Raw genomic sequence first — 16396 nt, forward strand, 5'->3', positions numbered from 1 at the left:
GATAGCCCTTAGAGCGAAGGTTCAGAAGAAGGACGGACGGCTACATCGGCTGTGCCAGCCTGGGGGCGGAAGCCGCCGCCGAGTGCCTGGATGAGCTGCACGGAAGACTCGACCTGCTGCGACTTGAGTGCGGCCATCTGCTGCTCGGCCACCAGCAACTGCTGGCGCACGATCAGAGCCTCGAGATAGCTGCCCACGCCCGCCTTGTAGCGCTGTTCTGACAGCTGCCAGGCCTGCGACGCGGCATCCACCGCACGCTGCTGCTCGGCCACCTGTTGCTGCGCGGACTGCACGGCGTCGTAATCGTCGGCCACTTCGTTCACAGCGGTGACCAGGGTCTGGTTGTACTGCGCCACCGCGAGGTCGTACTCGGCGTCCTTGCCGGCGAGGTTCGCGCGCAGGCGACCGCCATCGAAGATCGGCAGGCTCAGCGACGGACCGACAGTGAAGAAGCGCGCCGGCATCTGCAGCGCATTGGTACCGCCGGCGGCCACGAAGCCGGCCATCGCGCTGATGCTGATATCGGGCAGGAACTCGGTCTTGGCGACCTTGATCTCCTTGCCAGCCGCCTCGACGCGCCAGCGCGCAGCGACCAGGTCGGCACGATGACCCATCAGGTCCACCGGCAGCTCCGCAGGCACGGTCAGCGCGGCGGGTTCGAGCTGTTGCGGACGGGTAATGTCGAGGCCGCGATCCGGGCCCTTGCCCAACAGCACCGACAGCGAGGAGCGAGCGGCCCTGACGGCGCGGCTGGCGGCCGTCAGCTGCTGGTCGGCATTGGCGACTTCGGTATCGCTTTGCTTGAGCTGCAGCTGGCTGTCGACGCCGGCATCGACACGCTGCAGGGTGAGTTGATGCACGGAGTTGGCGCGATCCTGCACATCCTTGGCCACGTCCATCTGCGCAAACGCGTAGCCCAGCTGCACATAGGCGAGGGCGACATTGCTGGACAACTGGATGCGCGCGGCACGTGATTCCACTTCCGCGGCACGCTGCTGGCCGAGTGCGGCCTCCCACGCGGCACGCTTGCCACCCCACAGGTCGAGGCCCCAGCTGAAGCTGGCGCGTACGTCCTTGAACCAGGTGAAGTGGCCGCCGCCCAGTTCCGGCGGGAACGCCGTGGTGGGAAGACGCTGGCCAATCACATTGGCGCCGGCGTTGACGCTAGGACCGCGCTCGGCATCGGCGGCGCCGGCCTGGGCCTGCGCGTCGCGCGCACGGGCATCGGCCACGGCCAGGCTCGGATTGTCCTTCAGGGCTTCGGCGATCAGCGCGCTGAGCTGGGGATCGCCCAGGCCAGTCCACCAGTCGTCAGCGGGCCAGGCAGCGGGGGAGAGCGTGATGCCGGAAAGGCTGCGCGAACTCTTGAGGGAAGAGGGATCGGTCAACGAGCCTTCCGGATGCAGGCCACCGCTGCTGACGCAACCCGCCAGGGCGAGGGTGAGGCCGGTGGCTGCCGCAAGTAATTGCAGACGCATGGACTTGGCTTCCAAGAGGTAAACGGGGGAATCAGGTCTTGTTGCGGAGCGCTTTCAGTACGCGCCCCAGGTAGTCTTGAAGTTGCTGGCGTTCCGTCGGATTCAGCGCCGACTGGGCCGCTTCCAGCACGATGTCATTGCAGATGTTGGTTTGCCGCCACAGCACGTCGCCGGCTTCGGTCAGCTCGATACGCAGGGCGCGACGGTCCTGCGCGTGCGGAACCCGGCGCAGGTAACCCTTGCCCTCCAGCTGGTCCAGCTGGCGCGTCATCGCACCACCATCCAGCTCCACTGCGCGGGCCAGCTCACTGGCCGACATCGGGCCCAGCAAGGCCAGGCGTTTGAGTATCAGGAACTGGGTGAAGCGCAGGCCCACGCCGGATGCCTGCAGCTCCGCTTCCATCGTGCGGACCAGCTCGCTGCGGACCAGGCTGATCAGGATGCCGATGCTTTCCTGCGACGTCGCTTGCGAGGGGGCCGGGGGATTCATTGGCGTGCATTCTATTGCCCATAATATATTTGTCAAGGCAAATATATTTCAGGATGCCTTTGTCCAGGCAACAGTTACCACCCCGGTTTCAGCCGTGTCGGGCCCCCTCCAACTCGTCGCTCAACCAGGCGCGCAGCGCCGGGTCGCGCAGCTCGAACAGCTCGAACACGCCCAAGGCGCGCAGGACCGGCAGCAGTTCGAGCAGATGAGGTTCGATCGCTTTGCGCGCAGCCTCCGGCGTGCCCTGGTCCAGCATCTGGTGGGCGCAGGCAATAAAGGTTTCCACGGGCGCAGCGACACGTTCCAAGTCCAGCGTTTGCTCAGCGATCATCGACATAGGAATCTCCTACGGCATCGACTCGACGATGCCGAGTTCTGGATCAGGACGCAGTAGCTGCCTCGACCGTGACTACGGTGGGGAACTCAAGGCAACCGCTTTCTGGCGCGTCCGGCACCGCGAGCGGCGGCAGCGGTGGGATAGAGCGGCAGGGCGAGGCCGTACCGACCGAGGCATGTTAGGCAAGGCCGGTGATTCCTGTTAGCGTTATTTGGTCATTGTTTATCGAGAACCGGCCATGGACCCTCGTGCCAGACGCGAACAGCTATACCGGCTGATCGACCAGATCGATGGTCCCTCGGTCATTGCCTACTGGACCGAGGGCGAGGCGGCGAGCGAGTACGACCAGGGCACCCGCGAGTACGGCTGGCACAGTCATGTGCGCGGGCAGTTGTTCTGCGTCGAAAGCGGACTGGTGCACGTGCGCACGGAGCGCGGCTCATGGCTACTACCGCCGCACCGCGCCGGCTGGATGCCGCCCGGCGAGGAACACCTGATAAGCATCAGCGGACCGATGACCGGCTGGGGGGTGTTCGTCACACCGCCCGATTGCGGCTGTCTGCCAAGCGAACCCTGCGTGACGGGCGTGACCGAATTGATGCGGGCGCTGGTGCGCCGGGCCAGCTCATGGACCTGGGAAACCCAGCTGGACGAAAGTCAGGAGCGTCTGACCACCGTCCTGCTGGAGGAGATCTGCAGTACGCGGCCGGAACCACTGCATTTGCCGATGCCGATCGATCGACGCGCCGTGCGCATCGCGTTGGCCCTGCTGGAGCATCCGGAGGACAACCGCGGGCTGGCCGAATGGGCCTTATGGGCGGGCTTGTCGCCACGTAGCCTGAGCCGGCTGTTTCGCAGCGAAACGGCCTTGAGCTTCGCGCAATGGCGCCAGCTGGCGCGGTTGTCGCGTGGACTGGAGCGGCTCGCCGATGGCGAGCCGGTATCGGTGGTGGCCGATGCACTGGGCTATGCCAGCGTCAGCGCGTTTGTGGCGATGTTCCGTCGCAGTTTTGGGCAGCCGCCTGCACGCTACTTTGCGTCGCAGGCTCCCGCTTGAGCTTCCTCTCCCCGTTGGGGAGAGGAATGAGGTGAGGGGCGGGTGCTTGCGGAAAGGCTCATTATCATTAAGAGCCAGCTTAAAGCCTTGCCTAGTCGCAAGATTGACCCCTCACCCCAGCCCTCTCCCCGAAGGGGAGAGGGAGCAAGTCTTGCTCAGTTCGTCGCCGACGGCGTCGGCCGCAACCAGGTCTGGAACAACTCGTCGATACGGCGGTATTCGTCATGCCACGAGTCCGGATGCACGAAGCCGTGGCGCTCCATCGGATACAGCGAGAGCCAGAAGTTGTTCTTGTGCAGCTCGATGAAGCGCTGGTACATGCGGATGGAATCGCTGGCCAGTACGTTGTCGTCGATCAGGCCGTGCTGGATCAGCAACGCATCCTGCAGCTTGTCCGCGTATTCGATCGGCGAGCTGGTGGCGTAAGCCTCGGGATCGAGCTGCGGGTCGTTGAGGATGTTCGAGGTGTACTCGTGGTTGTAGGTCACCCAGTCGGTCACCGGACGCAGCGCCGCACCGGCCGCGAATTCACCCGGCGCGCGCAGCAGCGACATCAGCGTCATGAAGCCACCGTAGCTGCCGCCATACATGCCCACGCGCCGCGGGTCGACGCCCTGGTTCTTCACCAGCCAGGCCTTGCCGTCGAGCAGGTCTTCCAGTTCCGGATGGCCCATCTGGCGGTAGATGGCCGTGCGCCAGTCGCGGCCATAGCCGTCCGAGGCGCGGTAGTCCATGTCGAGCACCACGAAGCCCTGCTGCACCAGCAGGTTGTGGAACATCTGCTCGCGGAAATAGTTGGAGTACGACAGCGTGACGTTCTGCAGGTAGCCCGCGCCATGCACGAAGATCACCGCCGGACGGGACGCCGCCACCACCGGATCGGACGGACCGTAATACTTCGCCCAGACCGTGCCGGCAGCATGCGAGGACGGCACGCCGACGATCTGCGGCGCAATCCACGCATGCGCGGTGAATTCGGGCTTCATCGTGTTGGTGAGTTCACGCGCCGCGCCGCCAGCGGCATCCTGCACCGCCAGCTGCGCCAGTCGATACGGCGAGGAATGCAGCAGCGCCAGCTGACGGCCGTCGGGCGACAGCACGAAATCATTCATGCCCTGGAACTGCGTGACGCGGCTCAGTTCGCCGCCGCCGCTGGGCACGCGATAGACGTCATAGCTATACGGCGCAACCTGGTTGGTGCGCGTGTAGAACCACTGGCCATCGTCGCTGAGCAGCGGATGGCTGACCTCGAACTTGCCCGAGGTCAACGCCCTGGGCTTGCCGCCCAGGCTCTTGCTGTAGAGCTGCGAATAGCCGGTTTCCTCGCTGAGATACCACAGCGTGCGGCCATCCTTGAGCCAGCCGAAATCGTTGAAGTTCCAGTTGATCCAGGCGTTGTCGGTCAGGCGGTGCTGGTTGACCAGGGCGTGCCGGTCGAAATCGACGCTGGCGATCCAGCGGTCCTTGTTGTCGATCGCGCGCAGCTGGACGGCCACGTTCTGGCCGTCATCGCTCCACACGATGCCGCCGCCACCGCCATCCTCGGCGCTGGAAATAATGCGCACCGAGCGCTGGTCGGGCGCCTTCAACGCCTTCGCCTCGTCCGCCTTGCCGGCCTTCTCCAGCGCAGCGACGGTCTTGCTGCGGATGTCCTTGAGCGGATCGTCCTTGATGCCGGGCAGGCTGTCGGTCTTCAGTGGGTAGAACTTGGCGGCCTTCAGGTCGATCAGCAACAACGACTGCGGGGCGGCGGCGTTGCGACCGACATAGGTGCGCGTTTCCTGCTGCTCCGCGTAACCGGAATCGGTGACGTAGTGGGTGACTTCCGGCTCCTTGCCCTTCTTGAAGTCCTTGGGCTTGGTGACCACCAGCATCCAGCGGCCATCGGGCGACAGCTCGGTGTCCACCGGCTCGCCGCCTTCGCCCAGAAAGATCGGCTTGGGCGCGCGGCCCGGGTCGGCCGCGGCGAGCGCATCGTCGTTCGCGCGCTGGGCATCCTTGTCGGACTTGTTCTGGCGCAGCGCATTGAACAGGTCCAGCTGCTGCCGGCCCAGTGCGTCCGGTTGCTTGGCCTGCGGGTCGTCGACGAAGCGCAGCACGGCGGCCGGTGCGCTCACGCCGCCGGCGATGTCGTAGACGAACCAGTTGTTGCCCTGGCGGTATTGCAGGCTGCGATCGTCGCTGGAGAAGCGCGGCGAGGACTCCTCATCGGTGCTGCGCGTCACCTGCACACGGCGGCCACTGCCCACGTCGACCAGAAACACGTCGCCATGGCGCACGAAGGCGGCATGGCGATGGCTGCGGTCGAACACCGGCGCGCCATCGGCCTGCGCCACTGCCGCCGCATCAAGCTTCGTGCTCTGGCCGCTGGCCGGATCGACCCGATAGAGGTCGCGCACCTTGCTGCCGTCGCGCTTCAGCGAGTAGTAGAGGCTGCGCCCGTCCACGCTCCAATACGGAGACTCCACCGCCGCGCCGATCCAATCCGGATTGGCCATGATGGTTTCCAGATCGAGCTTTCCGCCGGTGGCGGATGGCGACAAGGCCGCCGCGGGCAGCGCGGCTAAGGCGGCAAGGCCGGCGAAGAGCATTCGACGCATGAGGCGCTCCACAGTCAAAACGCCTGAGCATAGCTAAGCCTCGTCGGCTGGCAAGCGCCGATGGTCCCGTTTCGCCATGACCACCCCGACGGTTAGTCTTATTGGTTAGCCGCCCCGCCAGCTCCGGTCGCCCGGTGCACGGGTCGAGCGTTCTGCTACATCAACCCGCCAGCCTCATTCGGCATCCTTCTCCCGATCGTCCCTGCCCCAGCGAAGTCCCATGGCCCTGCCCACCGTCGAAACCGAAACCGCCGCCCATCCCACCCACAGCGTGATCTGGCTGCATGGCCTGGGTGCCGACGGCAACGACTTCGCGCCCATCGTGCCGGAACTGGTATCGTCTGCCTGGCCGGCACTGCGCTTCGTGTTTCCGCACGCGCCGGTGCGGCCGGTGACCGTTAACGGCGGCATGCCGATGCGGGCCTGGTACGACATTGCCGGCGTGGATCTGGTCTCGCGCCAGGATGAAGCCGGCATGCGCGCGTCGATCGCCAGCGTCGAGACGCTGATCGCCCGCGAGAACGAGCGTGGCGTGCCTACCTCGCGCATCCTGCTCGCCGGCTTCTCGCAAGGCGGGGCCATCGCGCTGGCTGCGGGGCTTCGTCATGCCGACAGGCTCGCCGGCATCATGGCTCTGTCGACTTATCTGCCCTTGCACGAATCCTTCGAGACCGAACGCAACCCGGCCAACGCCCACACGCCGATCTTCTGGGGCCACGGCACGGCCGACCCGATCGTGCCGCTCACCCGCGGCGTCGCTTCGCGCGACCTGTTGCAATCGCTGGGCTACGCGGTGGCCTGGCACACCTATCCGATGCCGCATTCGGTGTGTGGAGAAGAGGTGCTCGATCTGCGCCAGTGGATGACGGCACGCCTGGCGGGCTGAGACCTTGATTGGCGACCACCTTCCTCGCTGTCACCTCCCTCACCGTCATCCTCCCTCACCGTCCTCCCAGCGGCTCTCAACAGCCGAAGGCTGGTCAAGCTCGGATGACGGTGAGGAGAGTCGCGAACGCCGCGGTGCCGGTGAGCAGCGTCGCGGAAGACTTCGCATGCATACGGCATACTCCGCCGCATGACGGCCCCTGCCACCAAGCCCGCCTCCGACAGTCGCCCCGAGCACCAGCTGCTGCCGGATTTCTGCAGCCCGCCGGTGATCTTCGCACTGCTCGTCGTCGCTGCGCTCACGGTCACGGTGATGTGGCTGGCACCCAACAACGGCCACGGCTGGCGCGGCTATAGCGTGGGCATGCTGTTCGCCAACTGGCTGGCGTTGGTGATCGGCGTGGCCTTGTGCAAGTTGCGGCCACTGTTGCAGCGCTTGCCGAGCCTGACGCCGTATGCCGGCGTGTGGTCGGTGATGGTGTTGATCGTGGCGGGCGGCAGTTCGCTGGTGCACTGGATGGACGCCGCCATGCAGATGGAACTGCTCAGCGACAGCACCGGCGATTTCGTGCTCAACAACACGCTGATCGCAGCCCTGCTCGGCGGCGCGCTGCTGCGCTACTTCTACGTGCTGACGCAGTGGCAGGTGCGTCTTGCCGCGGTCACGCGGGCCCAGGTCGCCGCCCTGCAGGCGCGCATTCGCCCGCATTTCCTGTTCAACAGCATGAATACGGTGGCGGCCCTGGTGCGCGTCGATCCGGCCGCCGCAGAACGCACCGTGGAGGATCTCTCGGAACTGTTCCGTGCCGCGCTCGGTGAGCACAGTACGCAGGACGGCACGCTGGGCGAAGAACTCACCCTGGTCGATCGCTACCTCGCCATCGAGCAGCTCCGGCTTGGCGACCGCCTGCATGTGCGGCGCGAACTGGACGAACTCCCGCACGCGTTTCCGCTGCCACGCATGCTGCTGCAACCGCTGGTCGAGAATGCGGTACGCCATGGTGTGCAGCCGCTACGCGAAGGGGGTGAAGTGATCCTGCGCGGATGGCGCGAGCGCGACAACATCATCATCGAGATCGACAACCCACGCGGTGGCGATCCCGCGCCGGGCGGGCACGGGCACGGACTGGACAACGTGCGCCAACGAGTGGCCTACCGCTACGGTCCCCGCGCGCACGTGCTGGCCAGCCCAATGGGCGACCGCTTCGTGGTGCGGCTGCAACTTCCGCAAGAATAGGGATCCTCTCTATGCGCGTACTGATCGTTGACGACGAACCGCTGGCGCGCGCCCGGCTCGCGGCCCTGCTGGGAGAGTGCGCCGGGGTCGAGATCGCCGGCAGCGTGAGTGACAGCGAGGCCGCACTCGCGGCGCTGGGCGACCTGCAGCCGGACGTCTTGTTGCTCGACATCAACATGCCAGGCATGAGCGGCACCGCGCTGGCCCAGCGGCTTGCCGGCCGGACGCGACCGCAGGTGGTGTTCTGCACGGCCTACGAAAGCCACGCCTTGCATGCATTCGACCTGGGTGCCGTCGATTATTTGCTCAAGCCGGTGCGCCTCGAGCGCCTCAACGAGGCCTTGCAACGCGCGCGACAGCGCCTGCTGCAAGCGCCACGCGAGGCGGTCAGCTATCTGCATGGACGCCTGGGTGGCGAACAGGTGCGCGTCGCACTCGACGACGTGATCTGCCTGCTGGCTGAGGAAAAGTACGTGGTGGTGCAGCATCGTGGCGGCCAGCTGCTGCTGGAAGAATCGCTGCGCCAGCTGGAAGAGGCCTACCCCGACCAGCTCATCCGTTTGCATCGCAACTGCCTGGTGCCATCCCAGCGCCTGATCGGCCTCAAGACGCTGTCCGATGGCCGCGTGCTGGCGCGGCTCAGCGGCACCGAACTCACTCCCGAAGTCAGCCGCCGAAACCTGCCGATCTTGCGCAAGCTGCTGCGCATGGGTTGAACCGAGCGCTGATCCAGGCGCCGGTTCAAGACGTTCGGGCGATCGACGAAACAGCTGGCGCCGGAGCCCGCCACGGGAGTCCCGGCCATGGTGCCCGTGCAGCGCCGCGACGATGCCTGACGCACTTCGGGTCTGCGTCCCCCATGCAATTGCGCCACAATGTCGGTACCCACTGACGCCGCGCGCGGCGCCTTTATTGAGACCCTACATGACCTTATCCATCCTGCGCATCGCCACCCGCAAGAGCGCGCTCGCACTTTGGCAAGCCGAGCACGTCGCCGCCGAACTGCGCGCTGCCCATCCCGGCCTACGGGTTGAATTGGTGCCGATGTCGACGCGGGGTGACGAGATCCTCGACAAACCGCTGGCCACCATCGGTGGCAAGGGCTTGTTCCTCAAGGAACTGGAAGTGGCCATGCTCGAAGGGCGCGCAGACCTCGCCGTGCATTCGCTCAAGGACGTCCCTGCCGAACTGGAGCCGGGCTTTAGCCTGCCCGCCATCCTGCCCCGCGCGGACGCCGCCGATGCCTTCGTGAGCAATGATTTCAGCGATCTCGCCGCACTGCCGCTCGGCGCCCATGTGGGCACGTCCTCGCTGCGACGCCAGGCGCAGTTGCGCGCCGTGCGACCCGACCTCAGCTTGCTGGATCTGCGCGGCAATGTTGGCACGCGTCTGGCCAAGCTCGATGCTGGCCACTACGAGGCGATCGTGCTGGCGTGCGCTGGCCTGGAGCGACTTGGTTTGGCGGCTCGCATCCGCAGCCGCCTCACCGCACCGGACTGGTTGCCGGCACCGGGACAGGCGGCCATCGCCATCGAAGCGCGCAACGATCAGCCTGATGTGCTGGAGCTGCTGGCTGTACTCGATGATGCCGACACGCGTCTGGCGGTGACCGCCGAGCGTGCCATGAATCACGCGCTGGGCGGCAGCTGCACCGTTCCTGTAGGTGCCTGGTGCACGCTGACCGAACGCGGCCTGCACCTGCGCGGCATGGTCGGCGACGTCAACAGCGGCCGCCTGTTGCTGGCCGAAGCGCAGGCCGATGGCGATCAGGCCATCACGCTGGGTCAGCAGGTTGCCGACGCCTTGTTCGCGCAAGGCGCAGACAAGCTGCTGGGCCACTGACCGGAACCACGCCCCCTGTGGTTGTAGGAGCGCACCCTGTGCGCGATCAGGGCTTCACGGCTACGTGGACTTTTCACTCGGGCCATCCTTGGCCCTCGCCCTGCGGGCAGCTCCCGCTGTGCAAAGCGGCAGTCCTGCCGCTTTGTCGCGCACAGGGTGCGCCCCTACAAAAGCGGGAACCAGCGTCTTAGAAGTTGTAGAGCAGGTTGGTGGTGAGCAGCGTATCGGTGTGCTTGGTGTCCTGCTGCACGTCGCTGTTGTAACGCACCTGGTAACCGAGCTTCAGCGCCATCTTCTTGGTCATGCTGACCGACATGCCGATGTCGTTCTGGTAGTACTTGTTCTGCGAGCCCGCTTCGATCAGCAGCGTATTCTCGAGTGCCGTGTTGTCGGTGAGGCGGTACTTGTAGTTGATCAGACCACGGCCCACGGCTTCACTCTGCGTGTCCTGCTGCTCGCGGGTGCTCGCGCCATTCACCGCCACGGTGAGATCGGCCGGGCGATAACGCTTGTAACCCGGACCGGCTTCGAACGACAGCTCGGTGCTTTCGGTCTTCAGCGCGATATAGCCGTAGCCGACCGAGATGATGCTCTGCCACAGGTTGGCGCCGAAATCGTCATGCTCGTAGCGGGTGGCGGTCACGATGTAGCTGCGCGGATCGAGCTTGAAGCCCACCGAGGCGCCGACGTCATAGCGATTGGCCGTGGTGGTGAGCTGGTGGGTCGTGTTGCCGTTGGCGTCCACGAACTGCACATCGGCTTTAGAACGCAGGCCGGTGAGGAAGAAATTGTTCTTCCACATGTCATTTTCCTGGTTCAGACCCAGCTTGGCGTTGATGTTTTCCGAGCGGGAGTTGCCGTAGGACGAGGCAAAGCCGAATTCGCCCGAGCCGCTCCAGCCGCCATTGTCGGCCGGATTGCTGGCGGAGGGATTGCTGGCGGCCGCATCGTCGGCCTGAGCGCCAAAACTTACCAGCGCGGCGAGCAAGGCGCCCGCCATCAAAGTCTTCTTCATGGGATTTATTCCATTTTCGTTAAATAAAAGCAGGCCGCCACCTTAACGGGGTGGATTGAACTGCCTGTGAACAAGTAGCCTCAAATCCGGCTAAAACGGCTTCAGATGGCCGTTTCAGCGGCTGGCGGGAATCGTCGGCAAGGCCCCATCATACAAACTCAGCTCACCGCATAGGCCAAGCGTACAGCTGACCGCGGCCACGGCCGACAACAATACGCGGCCTTCGTCGAAACTGGTCAGCAACAGCGCCACGGACGGCACGGCATAAGCCAGTACGGCGGCCAGATAGCGCCGCGGCTGCAGTTCCAGGCGTATGCGCGGGCCCGGAAACCGGGCCAGCAGGGTCTGCCAGCGCATGCCCTCGACCAGGCCGCGTAGCAGCCCCAACATCAGCAGGCCGACGATCCAGGGCAAGCTGCCGCCGAAAAGGCCACCACCGTCCTGGCCGGTCACGCATACCCACAACCACAGGCCGCCGCCATACGCGGCCGACACCACGCGGCTGAGCGGCAGTTGCGCATCGATGCGACTGTCCATCTGGGGGGCCCGCGCGGGAATGTCGCCTCGGGCCGTTAGGATCAAGGTCGCCAGACTGCACAACGCCAACGCGGCGCCCGCCAGGCGGGTAGCCCAAAAGGCGTTGTCGCCTCGCACGAGACCCGCGACCGCCAGCATGGGCAGAAACGTCGCCAGCGCGATCAGCGCCTCACGCGTCGGTCGCGGGCTTTCGACGATGCGCCAGCCGTGCCAGGTTGGCATCGCGCGTGCGCGCAGGCACGCCGCGATCAACCCGATGCCGATGAGTGAGCCGCCCAAAGCCAGCGCTACCAAGGCATCGCCGCGCGCGGGGCTATAGATGCCCACCGCCAGTACCAGCCCCAGCAGCATCCACAGCCCGTAGCCGCTAAAAGCAAGCACCTGCAGCAGCATGGCACCTAGGCGCAGGGGATGCGCAAGTATCGGACCGCCATCGCTGCTGATGGTGGACTGCTCCGTGTCGCCAGGTTGCTTCATGAGTTTTCTGTCTTCGCTATGTGAAGGACGCATCACGGGCGGACCACCCTTAGTGCGTTTTGTTCCATCTCCACCACATGGTGGACTTGCGACAATCGTCTAGGGTGCGCATGCTACGCAGAGGCTGCCGTCGAAAATCATTTCATGGATCGTTACGAGCGCATTCTGACCCTGCACCGATTGCTCAAGTCGGCGCACTATCCCGTGCCCCTGCCGCGTCTGATGGACGAGCTGGAGTGCTCGCGTGCCACGTTGTATCGCGACGTGGCGTTTCTGCGCGATGCACTGGGTGCGCCGATCGAAAGCGCCGGTGGCGAACACGCCGCGTTCCGCTACGCGATCGGTGAAGGCGAACGCTTCGAGCTGCCTGGCCTTTGGCTTACTTCCGACGAACTCGCTGCGCTGCTCGCACTCAACGAATTGATCGGACGCAGCGGACCCGGCGTGCTGGCCGGTGCGCTGGCGCCGTTCAAGGCACGCATCGAACATCTGCTTTCCGATCAGGGTAGCGGCAAGGCACTGCCGATCGAACGCATACGCGTGATCGCATGGGGCGAGCGCACGCTCGACCAACAGGTATTCCGCATCGTGGCCGGCGCCGTGCTTGAGCGCAAGCAACTGCGCTTCCGTTATCGCGCGCGCACCACCAATGCCGACAGCCATCGCACGGTGTCGCCACAACGGCTGACGCATTACCGCGACAACTGGTACCTGGATGTGTGGGATCACGACCGCGAAGCACTGCGCAGCTTTGCGGTGGATCGCATCGCCGAACCGCAGGCACTGGATCAAGCCGCGCGTGACGTGGCAGAGAACGAGCTCAATGACGCGCTCGCATCCAGCTACGGCATCTTCGCCGGCAAGCCGAAAGCCTGGGCGACGCTGCGCTTCTCCCAGCATGCCGCGCGCTGGGTTGCCGACGAACACTGGCATTCGCAACAGAAGGGCGAATGGCTGTCCGACGGTCGCTACGAGTTGCAGGTGCCTTATTCCAATTCCAAGGAACTGCTGATGGACGTGCTCAAGTACGGTCCGGATGCGGAAGTGGTCGCGCCGCTGTCGCTGCGCGAGGAGATGAAGATCCAATTGCAGCTGGCTCTCGGCGGCTACCAGCCTCCGCCGCGCTGAACGCAACGGCATCTTTGCGGAACGGCTTGCATTGGGACACGCCCGCGGTGAGGCTAGCGCTGACCGCCGCCACGCCGTACCTTCCATGAGTCCTAGCGACATCGCCCCATCCTCTGCCACGCCTGCGGAAAACAAGTCCACCCGCAAACCGACCGTCGCGCTGGCACTTGGTTCCGGCGGCGCCAAGGGATTGGCGCATATCGGCGCGATCCAGGAGATCGAAGCGCAAGGCTACGAAATCGTCGCCATCGCTGGCACCTCCATGGGCGCGCTGATCGGCGGCGTCTACGCCATGGGCAAGCTCGAGGTGTATAGCGACTGGGTTTGCTCGCTGGCCAAGCTGGATGTGCTGCGCCTGGTCGACTGGACGTTCTCCGGCGGCGGCCTGATCAAGGGCGAACGCATCATCGGCACGCTACGCCAACTGATCGGCGATGCCCGCATCGAAGAGCTGCCGCTGGCCTTTACCGCAGTTGCCACCGATCTGGACCGCGAGCGCGAGGTCTGGCTCACGCGAGGTTCGCTGTTCGATGCCATTCGTGCATCGATTGCCATTCCAACGGTGTTTCGTCCGCATACGCTGGAGGATCGGCGGCTGGTCGATGGGGGTCTGCTCAATCCCGTACCGGTGACGCCGCTCATCCGCGAAACCGCGGACTTCCTGTTTGCGGTCAGCATGGATGGCCCTCCCGAATTTTCCACGCCGGAAGAAATATCCGCCACCAAGACCGACGCTCCCGACAGCTATCGGGAGCGCGTCGGCGAGTTCCTCGGCAAATTGATTCCGCACGGTGCGGAGAAACCTCGCGAACCGGGCATGCTCGAGTTGCTGACGCAGTCGATGGACCTGATGCAGGCCAATCTCTCGCGGCTGCGCCTGGCCGCCTATGAGCCGGACCTGCTGATCCGCATGCCTCGCAACGTCGCTACCGTGTACGAGTTCTATCGCGCGCGCGAATTGATCGAACTGGGCCGCATGCAGGTGCGGCGGGCGCTCTCCCACTGGCAGCCGACACGTCGCCTCAATGGGGCCCGTGAGCCTTGAGCCACGCATCCAGATAGCACTTGAGCGCCACCGCGTTGTTGTGTTCCTCGTCGCGTGCGCCGAACAGCAAGGTGATGCGGTGTCGCGATGCCTGCGTCGCCAACGGCCGCCAATGCTCGGCGGCGGCATCGAGCTCGGTGGCATAGCGATGGCGGAATCCTTCCCAGCGCGCCGGATCGTGGCCGAACCATTTTCGCAGCGCGGGTGAGGGCGCCAACTCCTTGGTCCAGGCATCCAGCGCAGCGTCTTCCTTCTTCAGCCCACGCGGCCATAGGCGATCGACCAGCACGCGGTAGCCATCGTCCGCGGCGGCGGGTTCGTAGACGCGCTTAACGGCAAAACTCATGGGCGGGCGGCCTCCCCAAAGGGGGAATCATCAGCATACGCCGATGAAAGACACGTCATGAGATCGGTAGGGGCGATGTCGATGTAGGAGCGCACCCTGTGCGCGATCACGGTCTTGCCGCTACGTAGGTTTGTCGCGCACAGGGTGCGCTCCTACGGATAGAGCAGAGGGCCTAGATTTCTTCGACCTGGGTGACCTTGCCGCGGCGCATCAGCCAGGCGACGCCACGCAGGTCGGCAAGGCCGACCCAAAGACGATCGAGCATGCCGTACTTGGACGTGCCCGCCGTACGCGGACGGTGACCGACCGGCACGCTGTTGCTCTGGAAACCGGCGCGCTTGACCAGCGCCGGCAGGTAGCGGTGCATGTGATCGAAATAGGGCAGGCGCAGGAACACCTCGCGATCGAACAGCTTGAGGCCGCAACCAGTATCCGGCGTGGCGTCCTTGAGCATGCGCGAACGCACCGCATTGGCGATCTTGGAGGAGATGCGCTTGTTGAAGCTGTCGCGACGCGTGGTACGCCAGCCGGCGAACAGGCGCACGTTCTCCGGCGCGCCCTGACGCGCCGCCAGTAGCTTGGGGATGTCGGCGGGGTCGTTTTGGCCGTCGCCATCCAGCGTGGCGATCCACGGCGAACGCGCGGCGCGCACGCCATTCCACACCGCCGTGCTCTGGCCGCTACGGGTGAGGTGACGCACGATGCGCAGTTCCGGATAGCTGGGCTTTTCCGCCGCAAGCACGGCCACGCTGTCGTCACTGGAATCGTCGTCGACGTAGACGATCTCGAACTCGACCTTGCCACGCAGGGCGGCGGCGATTTCGGCGAGCAGCGGCGGGATGTTGTCGCGCTCGTTGAATACCGGCACGACGACGGACACTTGGGGCATGGTTGGGCCTTGTCTAAAACAATAAGGGCGCGCGGCGCCAGGGCGCCATTCTAGTGGGTTGGGGCAGCGGCGTCAGGAGAGGGCGCGCTATGTCGCCACCCTTCAAAGCCCGTCATCCCAGCGAAAGCTGGAATGACGGGATAAAGATCGGCCTCGCCGAGCCTCAGCGAATCTTGCCGAGAATGCCTTCCAGCTCGTCGTTGCTGTGATAGTGAATGACCAGCTTGCCGCGGCCACCACGGCCCTGCGCCAGTTCGACGCGGGTGGCGAAGCGCTCGGCCAGCTGGCGCTCCAGGTCGGCGATATTCGGGTCGCGCGACGGCGCATGCTTGGCCTTGCCCTTGGGCTCGGTCTGCGCGCGGCGGGCGGCTTCCTCAAGCTCGCGCACGCTCCAGCCGTTGCGCGCCGCTTCCAGCGCGAGCCCTTCGGCGAGGCTTTCGGGCAAGGTCAGCAGGCAACGGGCATGGCCCATCTCAAGCTTGCTTTCGTCGAGCAGCTTCTTGATGGAATGGGGCAGCTCGGTCAGGCGCAGCAGGTTGGACACGGCGGCGCGCGAGCGGCCCACGGCGTCGGCGGCCTGCTGGTGGGTGAGGTCGAAATCGTCGATCAGCCGCTTGAGCGCATCGGCTTCTTCCAGCGGGGTGAGGTCCTGGCGCTGGATGTTCTCGATCAGCGCCATCGCCGGTACCGCGACTTCCGGCACGTCCTTCACCAGCGCCGGCAGCTCGCTCAGCTGCGCACGTTGCGCGGCGCGCCAGCGGCGTTCGCCGGCGATCAGTTCATAGCTGTTCTTGCCAATGGCGCGAACCACCACCGGCTGGATCAGGCCCTGCGCGCGGATCGAGGCGGCCAGTTCGTCCAGCGCCTCGTCGTTCCAATGGCGGCGTGGCTGGTACTTGCCCGGCTGGATCTGCTGGATCGGCAACATACGCAGCTCGCCTTCCTGCTCGATCACCGACGGCAAACCTGCGCCGTCACCGCCAAGCAGCGCGTCGAGCCCACGTCCGAGCCCCCGTTTTTTCGCAGCGGACAT

Annotated in this window: 16 protein-coding genes; 7 read left to right on the forward strand and 9 right to left on the reverse strand. The window is 65.3% G+C overall.

All coding sequences use genetic code 11. The annotated features are described in order from the left end of the window. Positions 1–8: 8 nt before the first annotated feature. The 3 genes from ACT01B_RS21925 to ACT01B_RS21935 all read right to left on the reverse strand — a co-directional run bounded on the left by ACT01B_RS21925 (position 9) and on the right by ACT01B_RS21935 (position 2305). Positions 9–1478, reverse strand: coding sequence for an efflux transporter outer membrane subunit (locus ACT01B_RS21925; protein WP_445145312.1), 1470 nt, complete (start codon positions 1476–1478; stop codon positions 9–11). 31 nt (positions 1479–1509) lie between these two features. Further along, complete coding sequence (locus ACT01B_RS21930; RefSeq protein ID WP_445145313.1) at positions 1510–1968, reverse strand: MarR family winged helix-turn-helix transcriptional regulator; 459 nt, start codon at positions 1966–1968, stop codon at positions 1510–1512. A gap of 88 nt (positions 1969–2056) precedes the next feature. After that, positions 2057–2305 (reverse strand): hypothetical protein, encoded by a 249-nt coding sequence (locus ACT01B_RS21935; protein WP_445145314.1) that lies wholly within the window; start codon positions 2303–2305, stop codon positions 2057–2059. 238 nt (positions 2306–2543) lie between these two features. Between ACT01B_RS21935 and ACT01B_RS21940 the strand changes: the two genes are divergently transcribed. After that, the gene (locus tag ACT01B_RS21940) at positions 2544–3362 is read left to right on the forward strand and encodes an AraC family transcriptional regulator (RefSeq protein ID WP_445145315.1); all 819 of its coding nucleotides are present in this window, start codon (positions 2544–2546) and stop codon (positions 3360–3362) included. A gap of 155 nt (positions 3363–3517) precedes the next feature. Here ACT01B_RS21940 and ACT01B_RS21945 read toward each other — a convergent pair whose 3' ends face one another. Next, positions 3518–5962 (reverse strand): prolyl oligopeptidase family serine peptidase, encoded by a 2445-nt coding sequence (locus ACT01B_RS21945; RefSeq protein WP_445145316.1) that lies wholly within the window; start codon positions 5960–5962, stop codon positions 3518–3520. Between the two features lie 220 nt (positions 5963–6182). Between ACT01B_RS21945 and ACT01B_RS21950 the strand changes: the two genes are divergently transcribed. The 4 genes from ACT01B_RS21950 to hemC all read left to right on the forward strand — a co-directional run bounded on the left by ACT01B_RS21950 (position 6183) and on the right by hemC (position 9926). Further along, on the forward strand, positions 6183–6848 hold the full coding sequence (locus ACT01B_RS21950) for an alpha/beta hydrolase (protein ID WP_445145317.1): 666 nt from the start codon (positions 6183–6185) through the stop codon (positions 6846–6848). 189 nt (positions 6849–7037) lie between these two features. After that, the gene (locus ACT01B_RS21955; protein WP_445145318.1) at positions 7038–8084 is read left to right on the forward strand and encodes a sensor histidine kinase; all 1047 of its coding nucleotides are present in this window, start codon (positions 7038–7040) and stop codon (positions 8082–8084) included. A gap of 11 nt (positions 8085–8095) precedes the next feature. After that, positions 8096–8800 (forward strand): LytR/AlgR family response regulator transcription factor, encoded by a 705-nt coding sequence (locus tag ACT01B_RS21960; RefSeq protein WP_445145319.1) that lies wholly within the window; start codon positions 8096–8098, stop codon positions 8798–8800. 208 nt (positions 8801–9008) lie between these two features. After that, positions 9009–9926, forward strand: a complete 918-nt coding sequence (gene hemC / locus ACT01B_RS21965; RefSeq protein WP_445145320.1) for a hydroxymethylbilane synthase — start codon at positions 9009–9011, stop codon at positions 9924–9926. A gap of 187 nt (positions 9927–10113) precedes the next feature. On the opposite strand, the gene ACT01B_RS21970 is transcribed toward hemC, so the two are convergent. Beyond that, complete coding sequence (locus ACT01B_RS21970) at positions 10114–10941, reverse strand: DUF481 domain-containing protein (protein WP_445145321.1); 828 nt, start codon at positions 10939–10941, stop codon at positions 10114–10116. Between the two features lie 114 nt (positions 10942–11055). Beyond that, positions 11056–11955 (reverse strand): hypothetical protein, encoded by a 900-nt coding sequence (locus tag ACT01B_RS21975; RefSeq protein ID WP_445145322.1) that lies wholly within the window; start codon positions 11953–11955, stop codon positions 11056–11058. 144 nt (positions 11956–12099) lie between these two features. Between ACT01B_RS21975 and ACT01B_RS21980 the strand changes: the two genes are divergently transcribed. After that, complete coding sequence (locus ACT01B_RS21980; protein ID WP_445145323.1) at positions 12100–13083, forward strand: helix-turn-helix transcriptional regulator; 984 nt, start codon at positions 12100–12102, stop codon at positions 13081–13083. An 85-nt stretch (positions 13084–13168) separates the two neighbouring features. Next, complete coding sequence (locus ACT01B_RS21985) at positions 13169–14128, forward strand: patatin-like phospholipase family protein (RefSeq protein WP_445145324.1); 960 nt, start codon at positions 13169–13171, stop codon at positions 14126–14128. Here the strand turns inward: ACT01B_RS21985 and ACT01B_RS21990 are convergent. From ACT01B_RS21990 to ACT01B_RS22000, 3 genes are all read right to left on the reverse strand, one after another. Then, complete coding sequence (locus ACT01B_RS21990) at positions 14106–14474, reverse strand: DUF488 domain-containing protein (protein WP_445145325.1); 369 nt, start codon at positions 14472–14474, stop codon at positions 14106–14108. The genes ACT01B_RS21985 and ACT01B_RS21990 overlap by 23 nt on opposite strands. Before the next feature lie 172 nt (positions 14475–14646). After that, positions 14647–15363 carry a glycosyltransferase gene (locus tag ACT01B_RS21995; protein WP_445145326.1) on the reverse strand — a complete coding sequence of 239 codons (717 nt, stop codon included), beginning with the start codon at positions 15361–15363 and terminating at the stop codon, positions 14647–14649. 163 nt (positions 15364–15526) lie between these two features. Continuing rightward, complete coding sequence (locus ACT01B_RS22000; RefSeq protein WP_445145327.1) at positions 15527–16396, reverse strand: ParB/RepB/Spo0J family partition protein; 870 nt, start codon at positions 16394–16396, stop codon at positions 15527–15529.

This window comes from Dyella sp. Tek66A03 (genome assembly GCF_052567735.1).

What these genes read in the sequence shown, in the direction of transcription:
- ACT01B_RS21925 (WP_445145312.1), bottom strand. Translation starts at nt 1,478, where the DNA reads ATGCGTCTGCAATTACTTGCGGCAGCCACCGGCCTCACCCTCGCCCTG.
- ACT01B_RS21930 (WP_445145313.1), bottom strand. Translation starts at nt 1,968, where the DNA reads ATGAATCCCCCGGCCCCCTCGCAAGCGACGTCGCAGGAAAGCATCGGC.
- ACT01B_RS21935 (WP_445145314.1), bottom strand. Translation starts at nt 2,305, where the DNA reads ATGTCGATGATCGCTGAGCAAACGCTGGACTTGGAACGTGTCGCTGCG.
- ACT01B_RS21940 (WP_445145315.1), top strand. Translation starts at nt 2,544, where the DNA reads ATGGACCCTCGTGCCAGACGCGAACAGCTATACCGGCTGATCGACCAG.
- ACT01B_RS21945 (WP_445145316.1), bottom strand. Translation starts at nt 5,962, where the DNA reads ATGCGTCGAATGCTCTTCGCCGGCCTTGCCGCCTTAGCCGCGCTGCCC.
- ACT01B_RS21950 (WP_445145317.1), top strand. Translation starts at nt 6,183, where the DNA reads ATGGCCCTGCCCACCGTCGAAACCGAAACCGCCGCCCATCCCACCCAC.
- ACT01B_RS21955 (WP_445145318.1), top strand. Translation starts at nt 7,038, where the DNA reads ATGACGGCCCCTGCCACCAAGCCCGCCTCCGACAGTCGCCCCGAGCAC.
- ACT01B_RS21960 (WP_445145319.1), top strand. Translation starts at nt 8,096, where the DNA reads ATGCGCGTACTGATCGTTGACGACGAACCGCTGGCGCGCGCCCGGCTC.
- hemC (WP_445145320.1), top strand. Translation starts at nt 9,009, where the DNA reads ATGACCTTATCCATCCTGCGCATCGCCACCCGCAAGAGCGCGCTCGCA.
- ACT01B_RS21970 (WP_445145321.1), bottom strand. Translation starts at nt 10,941, where the DNA reads ATGAAGAAGACTTTGATGGCGGGCGCCTTGCTCGCCGCGCTGGTAAGT.
- ACT01B_RS21975 (WP_445145322.1), bottom strand. Translation starts at nt 11,955, where the DNA reads ATGAAGCAACCTGGCGACACGGAGCAGTCCACCATCAGCAGCGATGGC.
- ACT01B_RS21980 (WP_445145323.1), top strand. Translation starts at nt 12,100, where the DNA reads ATGGATCGTTACGAGCGCATTCTGACCCTGCACCGATTGCTCAAGTCG.
- ACT01B_RS21985 (WP_445145324.1), top strand. Translation starts at nt 13,169, where the DNA reads ATGAGTCCTAGCGACATCGCCCCATCCTCTGCCACGCCTGCGGAAAAC.
- ACT01B_RS21990 (WP_445145325.1), bottom strand. Translation starts at nt 14,474, where the DNA reads ATGAGTTTTGCCGTTAAGCGCGTCTACGAACCCGCCGCCGCGGACGAT.
- ACT01B_RS21995 (WP_445145326.1), bottom strand. Translation starts at nt 15,363, where the DNA reads ATGCCCCAAGTGTCCGTCGTCGTGCCGGTATTCAACGAGCGCGACAAC.
- ACT01B_RS22000 (WP_445145327.1), bottom strand. Translation starts at nt 16,396, where the DNA reads ATGTCCGCTGCGAAAAAACGGGGGCTCGGACGTGGGCTCGACGCGCTG.